Here is a 14,215-nt window from a genome sequence, read left to right as displayed (position 1 = left end):
ACTGACCTGTTAGTAAGGGTCGGTGGCCACCCGGCATTGGAGGCCTCCCATGAAAACGACCGCCTCGCGCTTAATCACCGCGCTCACCGCCGTCCTCGCCGTCGCCGGCGCCCTGCTCGCCGCTCCCCCGCCGTCGGCGGCCGCCCCGGCGGGCTCCTTTCCGGTCACGATCGTCAACAACACGCGCGGAACCTGGTCCGACGCCCAGGTGTACGTCACCGTGATGGGCATGTCCTCACCCGGCCAGTGGGCGTACCTGCGCACCGACGGGACACTGCGCCCGATCGACCACGATGACGAGAACGCGCCCGGCCATCTCACCAAGAACGGCCGCAACTACGCCAACATGTCCTTCACCCTCGCGCAGGCCAGGACCTTTCCGCTGCCCCCGCGTATCGAGGGCGCGCGGATGTACCTCTCCTACGGGCAGCCGATGTACTTCCCGATCTCACCCGACGACCGCGGCTGGGGCGGGCCGGACGTGAACAATCCCGGCGACCCCAACCTCGACGTGTACTTCGACTGGTACGAGTTCACCTACGTGCACGGGCTTGTCCCATTCGGGGGCAACACCACCCAGGTCGACCTGTTCGGATTCCCGATGACCGCACGACTGACGCAGACCGCGATCGGCTACGACCAGACCATCGGCCTCACCCTGACCCGGGACGAGGTCCGCTCCCGCTTCACGCAGGCCGTCTCGGGACCCTTCGACGGGCTCATGGACTCCAGGCGCATCCTCGCGCCGAGGAGCTCGCCGGCGTTTCGGCCCGGCGGCGCGCACGCCGGATTCCTGCAGGGCTACATCGACGCGGTGTGGAACCAGTACGCGAACTCGCAGTTCACCCTCACCAGGCTCAACCAGACCTTCACCGGCCGGGTCTCGGGCGGACGGCTGCAGTTCACCAAGGACGGCGCCGGCCCGTTCTACCTGAACAAGCCGAGCAGCGCCGACGTGCTGTCCTGCTCCGGCGCGCTGGCCTCACCGGGAATGGCGGTCACCGAACTTGAGCTCGGGGCGGAGTTCTGCGCCGCCTTCAACCGGGGCGTGGCCGCCCGGACCTCCGACTGGTGGCGGGCGGCGAGCTACTACGCGGGCTCACCGGACAACGAGTACTCGGCCTTCTTCCACACCGTGAGCATCGCCAATCGCGCCTACGGCTTCCCCTACGACGACGTCAACGACCAGAGCAGCGTGAAGATCCTGCCCAACGCGAACCCGCCGACGAGCCTGACCATAACCGCCGGCTGGTAAAAGTGCGGGCCGGTGGCGCCGGGACGCCACCGGCCCTAGAATGAGGGCGAAAGGGCTTAATTCGGGTGCCCTTCGCGGGCGCCGTCCCGAGGAGGCTCATCATGACCGCTTCAGCCCACGATCCGGCCGTCACGGCGACCACGCGCACACCGGCGCAGCTCGTCGCACTGGTTCTCGGCATCGTCTTCCTGCTGGTCGGCATCGCCGGCTTCATCCCCGGTCTCACGACCGACGTCGGCGAGATGTCCTTCGCCGGCCACGAGTCCGGCGCGATGCTGCTCGGCGTGTTCCAGGTGTCGATCCTGCACAACATCGTGCACCTGCTCTTCGGCGTCGCGGGAGTGGCGATGGCCCGCTCGTTCTCCACCGCCCGCTCCTACCTGATCGGCGGAGGTGTCGTCTACGCGCTGGTCTGGCTGTACGGGCTGTTCATCTCCCACGACAGCGTAGCGAACTTCATCCCGGTCAACACCGCCGACAACTGGCTGCACCTGGGCCTGGCCGTCGCCATGATCGCGCTCGGGCTGTTGCTGGGCGGTGTGCGGCGCGGACGCTGAGCGGCCGGAGTGGACCCACGAGGACTACGGCGGCGGAATAGCCGCCCGGGCACCGAGGTTGCACGCTGGGTCCACCCGCACACGCACGCGAGGAGCAACCCATGTCCGACGAAGCCGCCGTCCAGGTCCGCCACAGCTCCAGTGAATGGGTCGCCAAGCAGGCCAGACTCTACGAGGAGTCCGGCGGCACCAAGGGGCTGACCGTTCAGGGAATCCCGTGCCTGCTGGTCGACTACGTCGGTAGGCGCAGCGGCGAGTGGCATCGCACGGTCCTGATGTACGGCCGCGACGGCGACGACTACCTCCTGGTCGCCTCCAACGGGGGCAGCGAGAAGCACCCGCTGTGGTTCCTGAGCATCGAGGCGAACCCGAAGGTCCGCCTTCGGGTCGAGACCGAGCGCTTCGAGGCCGACGCACGGGTCCTGTCCGCCGAGGAGAAGGCGCGCGTGTGGCCCGAGCTGAAGAAGGTCTGGACCGGCTGGGACGACTACCAGAAGAAAACCGAGCGCGACATTCCCGTCATCGCGCTGCGCCGTACCGAGGGCTGAGCGCGCCGCTCGCGTCCGGGCGCCACGACGGATAAGGTGGCGCCCATCATGCTTATCATCGTCTTTTTACTCTCCACCGGACTCGCCGCCGGCGCGATCGCGCTGGAGTACGTCACCCTCGACGCGAGCTTCGTGTGGCTCTGGCTGCCCGCGGTCGTCATCGCGGCGGGCAGCGCGGCGATCGGCATCCCCCGCATCGGGGGGCGCGGCAGCTACGAGCCGTCCGAGAAGGCCGTCGCCGCGGCCCTCGCCGCCGAGGGCGGCGCCCTCGCCCGCATCACCAGCGTGAACCGCACCGACGTCGAGATCAACGAGGCGACGCTGTGCCACATCACGCTGGTCGTCGACCCCGAGGAACGCGACGCCTACAAGACACGCGCGCAGCTGTTCGTCGGCCCCAAAGAGCGGGCCGACTACCAGCCGGGCCTGATCAAACTGGTGGCCCGCCCCGACGACGAGCGCCCCGAGGCGTGGCTCGTGCGCAAGCCCGACCGCGACTGGCGCAAGCACATCAAGGAGTTCGGCGACTCGGTGCCCGAGGACGCGCCGTTGTGGCTGCCGGAGAAGGGCGACAAGCCCATCGGCCGCCAGCCGCTGCTCGGCAGCGGCGGGCGCCGCCGCCCGCTGCGGGTGCTGCTCTACGCCATCGCCTTCGTACTCGGCGTCGCCGCTCCCGCCGGTGTCTTCCGGGACGACTTCACCGTCGGCGCCAAGGGCGTGTTCGGCGACGTCGACTCCGAGGACTTCGCCCGCAACTGGCGCCAGGAAGGCGTCGTCGAGGTGCTCACCGATAAGATCGGCGCCGGGAAGGTCGCGCAGCTCGTCTTCGAGAAGGGCAAGGTCACCGCGGTGGCGCCCACTTCGCCGGGCGCGACCGTCCTCAACGTCTACACCTACGAGAAAGGTGAGGCGACCCGCTCCGAGGAGCCCTTGCAGGCCACCCCGGAGGAGGCCGCCGCCGCCCTCTACGACGTCGGCGAGGTCGACTTCGGCAAGATCCCCGGAATCGTCGAGGACGCCATGACGGCCACCGGCATCACCGCGCCCACCGAGATCCAGGTGATGGTCCAGCGGGCGACGGTGGGCAACTCACCCTCCGGCGCGATCCAGATCGCGGTGAACGTGAGCGATGAGGAGTACCAGGGCAGCTACATCGCCGACCTCGGCGGAACGGTCGTCTCGATGTACGGCGGCCGGCCGGGATCGGCGGCCGAGGCGGCGAGCGCGGTCCAGTAGCCATGTGTCGGAGGCGGGCCGCGATCGGCCGGCCGAACAGCTGGCAGTAGCCGGCGACGGTGAGGAAGGCCAGGATCCCGAGGGTCATGGCCGTGTAGTGCAGGCGCGCGGCGCGGGTCCGCCCACCGCGGGTCCAGGCGAGAACAGAGAAGGCGAGGGTGGCCGCGCCGGCGAGCGCGGCCACCGACAGCAGTGCGGGGATCCGGCTCGGTGGCGTGGGTTCGGCGGGCGGCACTTCTTCTGGAAACCGCACCGGCGAACTGTCGATCCCGGCGGCCGCGATGCGTCAAGGATGGAGAGAACGACGACCATCCTGGAGGAAGCACATGCGGTACCTGTTCCTCGGCTACTCGAACGAGAAGGCCGAACGCGAACTGCCGGCCGAAGAACTGGAGCGGGTCATCGCGCTCCACGCCGACTTCGGCGCCCGAATGCGCGCCGAGGGCCGTTTCGTGGCCGGCGTCGGGCTCGCCGACTCCGCCGAGACCAAGGTGGTGCGGCGCGCCGCCGACGGCGGCGATCTGGTCACCGACGGGCCTTTCGCCGAGACCGCCGAGCAGATCGGTGGTCTCTACATCCTCGAGTGCGCCGACCACGACGAGGCCATCGCCCTCGCCCGCCGTATCCCGTTCACACCGGGCTTGACCGTCGAGGTCCGGCGGGCACCGGCCTGAGGGGAGACCGGCGTCAGCGGTGGCGCAGGAAGCTCGCGTCGATGTCACCGATGGCGCTCGCTCCGGCGAGCGCCATGGTGAGGTCGAGTTCGGCGGCGAGGTGGTCGACGACGGCCTCGACGCCGGCCGAGCCGTCGATGGCCAGGCCGTACATGTACGGGCGGCCGATGCCGACGGCCGTCGCGCCGAGCGCGAGCGCCTTGAACGCGTCGGCGCCGGTGCGCACGCCACTGTCGAAAAGGACTGGGAAGGCGCCGCCGACGCGGGCGACGATCTCGGGGAGGACGGTGAGCGAGCCGATGGCGCCGTCGACCTGGCGTCCGCCGTGGTTGGACACGACGATGCCGTCCATGCCCGCGTCGACGGCGCGGACGGCGTCGTGGGGGTCCTGGATTCCCTTGAGGACGATCGGCAGGGTCGTGTGCTCGCGCAGGAAGTCGAGGTCGTCCCAGGTGAGGGTGGAGCGGGAGAAGACATCGAGGAAGGTCTCGACGGCGGCTTGGGGCATGGCCGAGCGGATGTTGTCGGTGAAGCGCCCGGGGTGCCGGCGGGTCATCGCCAGCAGTGTGCGGATCGCGGCGGGGGTGGGCCGTGGCCGTGGCTCGGCGGGGCCGGCCCGCTCGGCGCGGGCGGTGGCCAGCCGCATGAAAGCCGGATCACTGGTGTATTGGGCGATGCCCATGCCGTGGGCGAAGGGCAGGAAGGCCTTGTCGAGGTCGCGGGGGCGCCAGCCGAGGACGTGGGTGTCGAGGGTGACCACGAGCGCTTCACATCCGCAGTCCTCGGCGCGTTCGAGGAAGCTGACCACCACGTCGTCGTCGCTGCTCCAGTAGAGCTGGAACCAGCGGGAGGCCTCGCCCATGACGGCCGCACACTCCTCCATCGAGCGCGAGGCCTGCGTCGAGAAGATCATCGGGACGCCGGTAGCGGCGGCCGCGCGGGCGGTGGCCACGTCGGCGTCGGGGTGGGCGAGTTCCTGTACGCCGATCGGGGACAGCAGGAAGGGCGTGGGGTGGTGGCGGCCGAAGAGGTCGACGCCCATGTCGCGCTCGGCGACGTCGCGCAGCATCCGCGGGACGATCTCCCAGCGGTCGAAGGCGTCGGTGTTGGCGCGGGCGGTGCGCTCGGCGCCGGCGGATCCGGCGACGTAGGCGAACGCGCGGGCGCTCATCTTCTTCCGGGCGGCGTCTTCGAGCGCCCCGGGCGAGCGGGGCGTGGGCATCGGTACGCCGAGGGCGCCGTTGCGGTAGATGCGCGACTGCACGCGCCTGCCGATGGGGTCGCCGCCGGGCATGGAGGGCCTCCTGGTGATCGGGGTCACTGCGGGCGTTCCTCACCGTAGAGCATCGGCGGGGACGCGCGGTGGGCCGTGCTCGACGGCGAGGCTTTTTCTCTCCCTTTTCCGAAGGGTTGACGCTGGCCGGTGGGGCTGATATCTCTGGAGGCCCGGACGCTCAGGAGGCTCCCAATGCGCCGTCGCACACTCCTCACCGCCGCCGGTGCCGGCGCGTTAGGCGCCGCCGGCGTCCCGGCCGCCGCGCGGGCCGATTACGCCACCGTCGTGGACCCGACCGCGAACTGGGGCGTCTGGGAGGGCTGGGGCACGTCACTGTGCTGGTGGGCGCGGGCCTGGGGCCACCGTGACGACCTCGCCGACATCATGTTCACCCGCGCCCAGGTGCCCTTCGGCGGCACCACCCTGCCCGGCCTCGGCATGAACATCGTCCGCTACAACGCCGGCGCCTGTTCGCAGAACTCCATCGGCGGCGAGCGCATGGCGGTCTCGCCGAACATGATGCCTTCGCGTCAGATGGACGGTTTCTGGCTCGACTGGACCTCGGCCGACCCCGCGTCGCCGAGCTGGAACTGGTCGGCAGACGCGCCGCAGCGCGCGATGATGGCGAAGGCCCGGGCTCGCGGCGCCGACCGCTTCGAGCTCTTCTCCAACTCCCCGATGTGGTGGATGTGCGTCAACCACAACCCGGCCGGCGGCGCCGACGGCAACGCCGACAACCTCCAGTCGTGGAACCATCGGCAGCACGCCGTCTACATGGCCGTGGTCGCACGGTACGCGCGCGACAACTGGGGAGTGGACTTCCAGTACGTCGACCCCTTCAACGAGCCGATGGCCGGCTGGTGGACGGCGACCGGAACGCAGGAGGGCTGCCATTTCAACGTCGCCACCCAGTCGGCGGTCGTCGACCTCCTGCGCGCCGAACTCGACGCGCGCGGCCTGTCGTCGGTGCGGATCACCGCCTCCGACGAGACGAGCTACGACCAGGCCCGAGCGACCTTCAACGGACTCACCTCCGCCGCGCGCGGCAAGGTCGCCAAGGTCAACGTGCACGGATACCAGTACGAGGGCGGCCGGCGCGACCTGCTCCACAACGACGTGCGCGCCGCCGGGAAGACACTGTGGAACTCCGAGTACGGGGAGAACGACGGCACGGGCCTGCGCCTGGCCCGCAACCTCAACCTCGACATGCGGTGGCTGCACCCGACGGCGTGGGTCTACTGGCAGGTGCTCGACGGCGGCGGCTGGGGCCTGATCCAGGCCGACAACGAGACCGGGACGCTCGGCGCGGTGAACCCGAAGTACCACGTCCTCGCCCAGTACACCCGGCACATCCGTCCGGGGATGCGCGTCATCGACGGCGGTGAGGGCAATACCGTCGCGGCCTACGACGCGGCGGCGTCGCGGCTGGTGCTGGTCACCGCCAACTACGGCACGGCGCAGACGATCACCTACGACCTGACGCGGTTCGCGAGTGTTCCCGACGCCGTGATCCGGCGGTGGTCGACGCAGACGAACGGCGGCGAGCGGTACCGGGCCTATTCCGACACCCGCGTGAGCGGACGCCGCTTCGCGCGGGCGTTTCCGGCGAACACGGTGCAGACCTTCGAGATCGACGGCGTGCGGCTCTAGAGTCTGTGACGGCACCGGCCGACGGGTTCCGGTTAGCTTGGAGCCGACGGCCGGTGCCCTCTCCGGTCGCGAGGGAGGTTCACGTGAAGCTGATCGGCCTGCTGGGCGGGATGAGCTGGCAGTCGACCGCGGAGTACTACCGGATCCTCAACGAACTCGCCGCCGCGCGGTTGGGCGGGCTGCACTCGGCGCGGTGCCTGCTCTACTCGGTCGACTTCGCGGGGATCGAGGAGATGCAGGCCGGGGGGCGCTGGGCCGACGCGGCGCGGGAGCTGACGGACGCGGCCCGCGCGCTGGAGGCGGGCGGGGCCGACTTCGTGGTGTTGTGCACGAACACCATGCACAAGGTCGCCGGGGAGATCGGCGCCGGCCTGTCGATCCCACTGCTGCACTTGGGCGACGCCACAGCCACGGCGGTCAAGGCCGCCGGAGTCGGAAAGGTCGGGCTGCTGGGCACCGGTTTCACCATGTCGGAGGGCTTCTACACCGAGCGGATCGCCTCGCACGGGCTGGAGGTGCTGGTCCCCGACGAGGCCGACCAGCGGGTCGTGCACGACATCATCTACGGCGAGCTGTGCCGGGGAGTGGTGCGGGAGGAGTCGCGCGCGGTCTATCGGGAGGTGATCGCCCGGCTCGTCGAGCGCGGCGCGGGCGGTGTCATATACGGGTGCACCGAGATCGAGCTGCTGGTCGGCCAGGCCGACAGCGCGGTTCCGGTGTTCGCCACGACGCGACTGCACTGCGAGGCCGCCGCCGAACTGGCAATGGGTGAAGTCGTTACGAAGACGGGGCCGACGCGCTGAGGTAGTCCTCCGTCGCGCTGCGGATCGCGGCGACGCAGGCCGCCACCGCCGGATGCCCTCCTGCGCCCCTGCGGTAGGCGATGCGAGTGCGGCGGGTGGTCGGCAGCGGGATCAGCCGCACGCCGCCGGGCGGCGAGACCGCGCCGAGGCCCGGCACCAGCGCGACGCCGAGGCCCGCGGCGACCAGGGCGAGGACGGCGGTGAAGTCATCGGTGTGGTGTCGCGTGCGAGGGGTGTACCCGGCGGCCTGGCAGGTGCGCACGGCGACGGTGTGGCAGAGGGTGCCGGGGGCCCCGAGGATCCAGTCGGCGTCGCGGAACGCGGCCACCGGGCCGCCGCCGGAGCCGCCGGGCATCGCGGCGGGCACGGCGAGGAACACCGTCTCGTCGAGCAGCGGTTCGGAGTCGACGGTCGGGTCGGGCGCCACGGGAGCCAGGTCGTAGTCGTGCAGGAGCGCCACGTCCAGGCTTCGGTCGCGCAGCGCGTCGGGCATGTCGACCGGGTCCAGCTCGCGGACCATGAGGTCGAGGGAGGGCCGGTCACGGGCAAGGGCCACGAGGGCGGCGGGCAGCAGGGTGCGCATGGCAGTCGGGAAGGCGCCGATCCGGACGGTTCCCCGCAGACCCGAACGGGCGGCGGCGAGCGTCGCCGAGGCCGCTTCCAGCGCGGCGAGGACGGTCTCGGCATGCTCGACGAGGCTGACGCCCGCCGGGGTGAGCGTGACCCTCCGGCCGGTCCGCTCCAGGAGTTCCACCCCGGCTTCACGCTGAAGGGCGGCCAGCTGCTGGGACACCGCCGACGCGGAGTAGGTGTGGGCCTCGGCGACCGCGGCGATGGTGCCGAGCCGGGCGAGGTCGCGCAGTAGCCGCAGGCGGCGCACGTCGAGCATAAGTTCAGCTTACGCATTACCTCAGGAATCGGAACTGGTCCTTCCGGGTTTCAGCGGGCAGCATGAGGACATGACTGATCTCCACGGCCTCCACCTTCCGCTGATCACACCGTTCACCGCGTCCGGCGCTCTCGCGCTCGACGCTTTGGAGCGCCTGGCCGGCCGGGTCCTCGACGAGGGCGCCGCCTCGCTGGTCGCCCTCGGCACGACCGCCGAGGTGGGTTCGCTCACCGAGGACGAGAAGCGCTCGGTGCTGGACGTGACCTCCCGCGTCGCCCGTGAGCGATCGGTGCCGCTGATCGCCGGCGCCTCGACCGCCGGCGCCCTCGCCGCGCTCGCCGAGTTCCCGGAGATCACCGCCGCGCTGACCCTGGTGCCCCCGTTCGTCCGGCCCGGCGAGGACGGCGTCGTCGCGCACTTCACCCACCTCGCCGAGGTCTCGCCGGTCCCGCTGATCGCCTACGACATTCCCTACCGCACCGGCCAGTACCTCTCGGCCGCCGCGCTGCGCCGGCTCGCGGCGATCCCCGGCGTCGCCGGGGTCAAGTACGCCGCGGGCGGGTTCAACCCCGACACGATGGCGCTCATGGGTGACCTGCCCGAAGGCTTCACCGTCCTCGGCGGCGACGACATCTACATCTCGCCGCTGCTGGCGCTCGGTGCGCACGGCGGGATCCTCGCCTCGGCGCACCTGGCCACCGCCGACTTCGCGCGGCTCGTCGAGGCATGGCACGCCGGCGAGGTCGCGGAGGCGCGCGCCCTCGGACACCGCCTGGCGGGCCTTTCGGCGGCGCTGTTCGCCGAGCCGAACCCCACGGTCGTCAAGGCCGTCCTGCACTCGCGGGGCGAGATCCCGACACCGCACGTGCGGCTGCCGCTGCTGGCCTCCGGCCCCGGCTCCCTGTCGGCGGCACTGAAGGAACTCGGCTAGCGAACGGCTCGCGGCGGGCATGGCCGCGATCATGCCGGGCGGCACATCCCGGCGGCGCGGATCACCGCGTATACGCGACGTCTACGCGGCGTCTACGGACCGGCGCTAGCGTCGTCGGAGTTCGATCTGGGGAGAACGACCCGCGTCGCCCGGCGGCCTGATGGTCCGCCGGGCGGCGAGACGCCGTCCGGCCCCCGCTTCCATCGCCAGGGCGGGGGCCGGATCTGTGCCCGGCGGCCGAAACTCGGCTGCGCGGAGCGGGTCGCGGAAGCTAGCCTGCGCGCATGCACACGGCCATGTACGGCCAGGGCACCCGGTAGACCGCGCGCAACCGGGGGCGCCGTTCCGGCGCACACATGCCTTGGAGCCAGGTCCGTCCATTGAGGACGACGCGCCTGTCTCAGCCGTACCCTCCTTCCGGAGTGCATCATGGCCGTCGCGCACGTCAGCGCACGCGATCCGCGCATCAGCGCACTTCTGTCCGCCCGCAACACTCCGCCCGGAACCCTTCTCGCCGAAGGCGACTGGGCCCATCGCTGCTTGCTGGACGCCGGCGGCGACATCGAGGTCTTCGTCCAGTGCCCCGAACTGCTCACCGACGGGAGCCGGGAGCTCGCCGGGACCGTCTCCCGCCGTGCCCGGTCCGCCTTCGCGGTCTCGGCGAAGACCTACGCCCGCATCAGCCGCCGCAACCGGTCCTCCGGGCTGGCGTCACTGGTGCGACTGCCCGGCTGGCGTGCCGGCGACGGCACCATCGGGGGCCGTCGCGTCGACGACGGCACCGTGGTGCTGGTCGCCGACGGCATCGAGTACGCCTCGAACCTCGGTGCCCTCGTCCGGGTCGTCGACGCCAGCGGGGCGCAGGCCCTGATCCTGACCGGCCGCCGCGCCCGCGTCGAGCACCCCGAGGTGTTCACCGCGAGCCGGGGAACGGTCCTGACCACGCCGGTCGTCGACCTCGGCGCGCCGCGCGAGGCCGCCGCGTGGCTGGCCCGGCACGGATTCGCCGTGTACCTGGCGCTTCCGGGCGCCCGGGAGCACTTCCGCGACCGCCCGCGCGGCGGGCGGCCGACGGCGATCGTCGTCGGGTCCGAGGGCGAGGGCGTCGCTCCCGAGTGGAGGGAGGTGCCGCACCACCCGGTGTCGATCCCGATGCGGGGCCGCGCGGACTCCCTCAACGTCGCCGTGGCGGCGGGGGTGCTGCTGTTCGGATAGCGCCTCGGGCCGCCGCCGTGACGCCGGCGGCGGCCCGCTCCCCTTCACCCCTTGATCGCGCCCTCCTCCACTCCCTTGAAGAAGAAGCGCTGAAGTACCGCGAAGACGACCACGATGGGAATGAACGCGATCATCGTCCCGGCGGCGATGAGGCGCGGATTGGCGCTGAAGGTGCCGTTGAGGTATTGGAGCCCGACGGTGAGCGTGTAGTTCTCGGGGTCGGTGAGCACGATGAGCGGCCACAGGAAGTCGTCCCAGGCGCCGATGAAGGAGAAGATCACCACCACCGACAGCATTCCGCGCACGCTGGGGAGTCCGATGTGGACGAGCCGCTGCCAGGCGTCGGCGCCGTCGATGATCGCCGCGGCGTCCAGGTCCTGCGGGATGGCCTGGAAGGCGGTGCGCATGAGCAGGACGTTGAGCATGCCGATGGCGCCGGGCAGGGCCACGCCGAGGAGGGTGTCGGCCAGACCGAGGCCCCGGACGGTGACGTACTGGGAGATGATCGTGACCTCGCCGGGCAGGACGAGGGTGGCCAAGAACAGGCCGAGGACCAGCCGGCGGCCCCGGAAGCGCAGCCTCGCCAGGGCGTAACCGGCCAAAGTCGCCCCGACGGCGTTGCCGGCGACGACGATGGCGGCGACGATGAGCGAGTTGCGGCCATAGGACCAGACCGGGATCGTGTCGGCGACGCTGCCGTAGTTGGCGAGGGTCGGATCCGAGGGGATGAAGCCCGGCGTCCGCGTGTAGATGTCCTCGCCCATCCCTTTCAGCGAAGTCGACAGCTGCCACAGGAACGGGCCGACGGTCAGCACCAGCACGAGGAGCAGCAGGCCGTAGCGCAGGACCTTCTCCCCCGGCGTCGCCGTCCCGAAGCCGCGCGCGGCGACCTTTCCCCGGCGCGCCGCCATCTAGGCCGCCTTCCGGTTGAGCCGCAGCAGGAGCAGCATCGGGCCGATCGTCACGGCGAACAGCAGCAGGCTCAGCGCCGAGGCGTAGCCGAGGTGGCCGGTGAAGCCACGGCTGTACAGCTGGATCAGCATCACCACCGACATGTCCTGCCCGCCGGGGCCGCCGGTGCCGTCGGACAGGACGTAGAGCTCGGAGAAGACGCGCAGCGCCGAGACCGAGATCAGGACCGACACCAGCGCCATCGTGTTGCGCACGCCCGGGACCGTGACGGCCAGGAAGCGGCGAACCGGTCCGGCACCGTCCATGAAGGCCGCCTCGTGGAGTTCGCGCCCGACGCTGCCCAGCGCCGACAGGTAGATGATCATGTAGTAGCCCAGGCCCTTCCACACCGTCAGGCTGATCGCGCTGAACAGCAGCAGCCAGCGGTCGGTGAGGAACGGCAGCGGGCCCGACAGCACGCCGAGTTGCTGCGCGAGGCCGTTGACGAGCCCGCGCTCCTCCAGCACCCAGCCCCAGATGAGCGCGACGACGACCGCCGAGGCGATGACCGGGGTGTAGAAGGCCGTCCGGAAGAAGGCGATCCCGGGAAGCCTGCGCTGCACGAGCAGAGCCAGCAGCAGGGGCAGGAACGTCAGCAGCGGCACGCACACGAGCATGTAGACGACGCTGTTGAGGAGCGCGTCGCCGAGCTGCGAGTCGTCGGCGAAGCGCTGGAAGTTCTCCGTTCCGGTGAAGCGGCCTCCGCCCAGCGGCTTGGCGTTGGTGAAGGCCAGCACCACGGTGTTGACCGACGGCCAGAGGCTGAACACCGCCAGCCACACCGCCGCCGGAGCGACCAGCAGCCACGGCGTGAACCAGCGCCGGTGGGTCATTACTGCCCGAGCAGCTGGTCGCAGCGCTCGACGGCCTCGTCGAGCGCCTCCCGCGAGCTCGCCTCACCGCTGATGGCGAGACTGAACTGCTGGTTGATGACGTCGTTCATGGCGCCGCTGACCTCGACGGGCTGGAGCATGCGCGCCTGCGCCAGCGAGGTGAAGGCGATGACCTTCGCGTCACCGGAGGGCGTGCCGTCGCTCTGCGCGAAGAACGGGTCGGCCGCCGAGGCCTTCGTGCTGGGAAGATGTTGACCAGGTGGGCGAAGGCGGCCTGGTTCTCGGCGTTGGTGACCCAGCGGGCCAGGGCCAGCGCGGTCGGCAGGTTCTCGCTGCCGCTGGACACCGACAGGCCCTGCGCGTAGAGCGGGGGCGTGCCCATCGCCGGAGACGGGACGACCTTCGGCGCCAGCGTCGGATTGTCGGTGGCGAGGCTGGTGATGTAGTTCCCGCCACCGGTGGTCCAGGCCGCCCTGCCGCTGCTGAACAGTTCGGCGTTGCCGGCGTACTTGTCGGTCAGCACGTCCTGCGGGAGCAGGCCCTCGGCGTAGGCGTCGCGGTACTTGTCGAGCAGCGCGGCCGCCTCGGGAGTGTTGAACGCGAAGGACTTACCGTCGGGAGCCATGATCGGCACGCCCGCGTTGGCGAGGTCGCCGAGTGCCGGCTTGCGGCTCATCAGGTAGACCTCGCCGCCGGATGCCTCCTTCATGACCCGGGCCTGCGCGATCAGCTCGTCCAGGGTCGCCGGGAGCTTCGCCGGGTCGAGGCCGTTGGCGGTGAGCAGTTCGGTGTTCCAGTAGTTGACATCGGTGTTGAGGTACCACGGGTAGGCGTAGACGCCCTCGTGCCCGGCGTAGCGGTAGGCATCGAGACCGCCGGTGACGTAGTCGGCGGCCAGCGCCGGGTCGGCCTTCTCGACGTCGAGGAGCATCCCCTGCTGGACAAGGGGGAGGACGAAGTCGGGCGGCAGATTGGTCACGTCGGGCAGCGAATCGCCGGCGGCCTGGCTCAACACCTTGTCGGAGTACCCGTCGCCGGGCTGGTCGAGCCACTCGACCTCGGTGCCGGGATGGGCCGCCTCGAAGGCGTCGATGACGCCTTGGACGTATTCGGTGAACTTCGGCTTGAGCGCCCAGGTCTGGAAGGTGACCTCGCCCTTCACCTCGCCGGAGGCGTCGGCGTCCGAACCCGCCCCGTCTCCCCCGCCGAGCCCACAGCCCGCGAGTACCAGGGCCGCGGCGGCCGTCGCGGCCGTCAGTAACCAGACTCTGCGCATTGTCGACTCCTGTCCGTTCCTCCCCGCTCGACGCGGAGCCCGGCCGGTGCCCGCCGGATGGGAATTGCTAATCCGGTCTAGTAGTTGGCGACTATCCAACGACTAGACTTTCGTGTCAAGG

Annotated in this window: 13 protein-coding genes and 1 pseudogene; 9 read left to right on the top strand and 5 right to left on the bottom strand. The window is 70.8% G+C overall.

The genetic code is table 11. From position 1 onward, the window contains the following. Window positions 1-49: 49 nt before the first annotated feature. From AB0I28_RS01775 to AB0I28_RS01755, 5 genes are all read left to right on the top strand, one after another. The gene (locus AB0I28_RS01775) at window positions 50-1,255 is read left to right on the top strand and encodes a glycoside hydrolase family 64 protein (protein WP_357488760.1); all 1,206 of its coding nucleotides are present in this window, start codon (window positions 50-52) and stop codon (window positions 1,253-1,255) included. A gap of 101 nt (window positions 1,256-1,356) precedes the next feature. Continuing rightward, complete coding sequence (locus AB0I28_RS01770) at window positions 1,357-1,812, top strand: DUF4383 domain-containing protein (protein WP_357488759.1); 456 nt, start codon at window positions 1,357-1,359, stop codon at window positions 1,810-1,812. A 101-nt stretch (window positions 1,813-1,913) separates the two neighbouring features. Continuing rightward, on the top strand, window positions 1,914-2,360 hold the full coding sequence (locus tag AB0I28_RS01765) for a nitroreductase family deazaflavin-dependent oxidoreductase (protein WP_357488758.1): 447 nt from the start codon (window positions 1,914-1,916) through the stop codon (window positions 2,358-2,360). 48 nt (window positions 2,361-2,408) lie between these two features. Beyond that, window positions 2,409-3,596: a hypothetical protein gene (locus tag AB0I28_RS01760; RefSeq protein WP_357488757.1), complete on the top strand. Its 1,188-nt coding sequence runs from the start codon at window positions 2,409-2,411 to the stop codon at window positions 3,594-3,596. Between the two features lie 326 nt (window positions 3,597-3,922). Continuing rightward, the gene (locus tag AB0I28_RS01755; RefSeq protein ID WP_357488756.1) at window positions 3,923-4,270 is read left to right on the top strand and encodes a YciI family protein; all 348 of its coding nucleotides are present in this window, start codon (window positions 3,923-3,925) and stop codon (window positions 4,268-4,270) included. A 13-nt stretch (window positions 4,271-4,283) separates the two neighbouring features. On the opposite strand, the gene AB0I28_RS01750 is transcribed toward AB0I28_RS01755, so the two are convergent. Beyond that, entirely contained in the window at window positions 4,284-5,591 is a 1,308-nt protein-coding gene (locus AB0I28_RS01750; RefSeq protein ID WP_357488755.1) for a lactate 2-monooxygenase, read from the bottom strand. 147 nt (window positions 5,592-5,738) lie between these two features. Here AB0I28_RS01750 and AB0I28_RS01745 point away from each other — a divergent pair, with 147 nt between their 5' ends. Both AB0I28_RS01745 and AB0I28_RS01740 read left to right on the top strand, forming a co-directional pair. Next, window positions 5,739-7,196 carry a glycoside hydrolase gene (locus AB0I28_RS01745; RefSeq protein ID WP_357488754.1) on the top strand — a complete coding sequence of 486 codons (1,458 nt, stop codon included), beginning with the start codon at window positions 5,739-5,741 and terminating at the stop codon, window positions 7,194-7,196. 83 nt (window positions 7,197-7,279) lie between these two features. Continuing rightward, the gene (locus AB0I28_RS01740) at window positions 7,280-7,999 is read left to right on the top strand and encodes an aspartate/glutamate racemase family protein (RefSeq protein ID WP_357488753.1); all 720 of its coding nucleotides are present in this window, start codon (window positions 7,280-7,282) and stop codon (window positions 7,997-7,999) included. Here the strand turns inward: AB0I28_RS01740 and AB0I28_RS01735 are convergent. Beyond that, window positions 7,974-8,888, bottom strand: coding sequence for a LysR family transcriptional regulator (locus AB0I28_RS01735; protein ID WP_357488752.1), 915 nt, complete (start codon window positions 8,886-8,888; stop codon window positions 7,974-7,976). The genes AB0I28_RS01740 and AB0I28_RS01735 overlap by 26 nt on opposite strands. Before the next feature lie 70 nt (window positions 8,889-8,958). On the opposite strand from AB0I28_RS01735, the gene AB0I28_RS01730 reads away from it, so the two are divergent. Both AB0I28_RS01730 and AB0I28_RS01725 read left to right on the top strand, forming a co-directional pair. Next, window positions 8,959-9,819: a dihydrodipicolinate synthase family protein gene (locus AB0I28_RS01730; protein WP_357488751.1), complete on the top strand. Its 861-nt coding sequence runs from the start codon at window positions 8,959-8,961 to the stop codon at window positions 9,817-9,819. Between the two features lie 429 nt (window positions 9,820-10,248). Next, window positions 10,249-11,034 carry a TrmH family RNA methyltransferase gene (locus AB0I28_RS01725; RefSeq protein WP_357488750.1) on the top strand — a complete coding sequence of 262 codons (786 nt, stop codon included), beginning with the start codon at window positions 10,249-10,251 and terminating at the stop codon, window positions 11,032-11,034. Between the two features lie 44 nt (window positions 11,035-11,078). Here AB0I28_RS01725 and AB0I28_RS01720 read toward each other — a convergent pair whose 3' ends face one another. The 3 genes and pseudogenes from AB0I28_RS01720 to AB0I28_RS01710 form a co-directional block, all read right to left on the bottom strand. Then, a complete protein-coding gene (locus AB0I28_RS01720; protein ID WP_357488749.1) occupies window positions 11,079-11,945 on the bottom strand; it encodes a carbohydrate ABC transporter permease in 867 nt (288 codons plus the stop codon). Further along, entirely contained in the window at window positions 11,946-12,818 is an 873-nt protein-coding gene (locus AB0I28_RS01715) for a sugar ABC transporter permease (protein WP_357488748.1), read from the bottom strand. Further along, window positions 12,818-14,094 (bottom strand): annotated as a pseudogene (locus tag AB0I28_RS01710) (sugar ABC transporter substrate-binding protein). The gene AB0I28_RS01715 and the pseudogene AB0I28_RS01710 overlap by 1 nt, the downstream one beginning before the upstream one ends. Window positions 14,095-14,215: the final 121 nt, after the last annotated feature.

This window comes from Phytomonospora sp. NPDC050363 (assembly GCF_040655735.1).
Taxonomy (GTDB): domain Bacteria; phylum Actinomycetota; class Actinomycetes; order Mycobacteriales; family Micromonosporaceae; genus Phytomonospora.
Note: the sequence above shows the minus strand (reverse complement) of the source record. Positions and strands in the feature narration are given on the sequence as shown.

What these genes read in the sequence shown, in the direction of transcription:
- AB0I28_RS01775 (WP_357488760.1), top strand. Translation starts at nt 50, where the DNA reads ATGAAAACGACCGCCTCGCGCTTAATCACCGCGCTCACCGCCGTCCTC.
- AB0I28_RS01770 (WP_357488759.1), top strand. Translation starts at nt 1,357, where the DNA reads ATGACCGCTTCAGCCCACGATCCGGCCGTCACGGCGACCACGCGCACA.
- AB0I28_RS01765 (WP_357488758.1), top strand. Translation starts at nt 1,914, where the DNA reads ATGTCCGACGAAGCCGCCGTCCAGGTCCGCCACAGCTCCAGTGAATGG.
- AB0I28_RS01760 (WP_357488757.1), top strand. Translation starts at nt 2,409, where the DNA reads ATGCTTATCATCGTCTTTTTACTCTCCACCGGACTCGCCGCCGGCGCG.
- AB0I28_RS01755 (WP_357488756.1), top strand. Translation starts at nt 3,923, where the DNA reads ATGCGGTACCTGTTCCTCGGCTACTCGAACGAGAAGGCCGAACGCGAA.
- AB0I28_RS01745 (WP_357488754.1), top strand. Translation starts at nt 5,739, where the DNA reads ATGCGCCGTCGCACACTCCTCACCGCCGCCGGTGCCGGCGCGTTAGGC.
- AB0I28_RS01735 (WP_357488752.1), bottom strand. Translation starts at nt 8,888, where the DNA reads ATGCTCGACGTGCGCCGCCTGCGGCTACTGCGCGACCTCGCCCGGCTC.
- AB0I28_RS01730 (WP_357488751.1), top strand. Translation starts at nt 8,959, where the DNA reads ATGACTGATCTCCACGGCCTCCACCTTCCGCTGATCACACCGTTCACC.
- AB0I28_RS01725 (WP_357488750.1), top strand. Translation starts at nt 10,249, where the DNA reads ATGGCCGTCGCGCACGTCAGCGCACGCGATCCGCGCATCAGCGCACTT.
- AB0I28_RS01720 (WP_357488749.1), bottom strand. Translation starts at nt 11,945, where the DNA reads ATGGCGGCGCGCCGGGGAAAGGTCGCCGCGCGCGGCTTCGGGACGGCG.
- AB0I28_RS01715 (WP_357488748.1), bottom strand. Translation starts at nt 12,818, where the DNA reads ATGACCCACCGGCGCTGGTTCACGCCGTGGCTGCTGGTCGCTCCGGCG.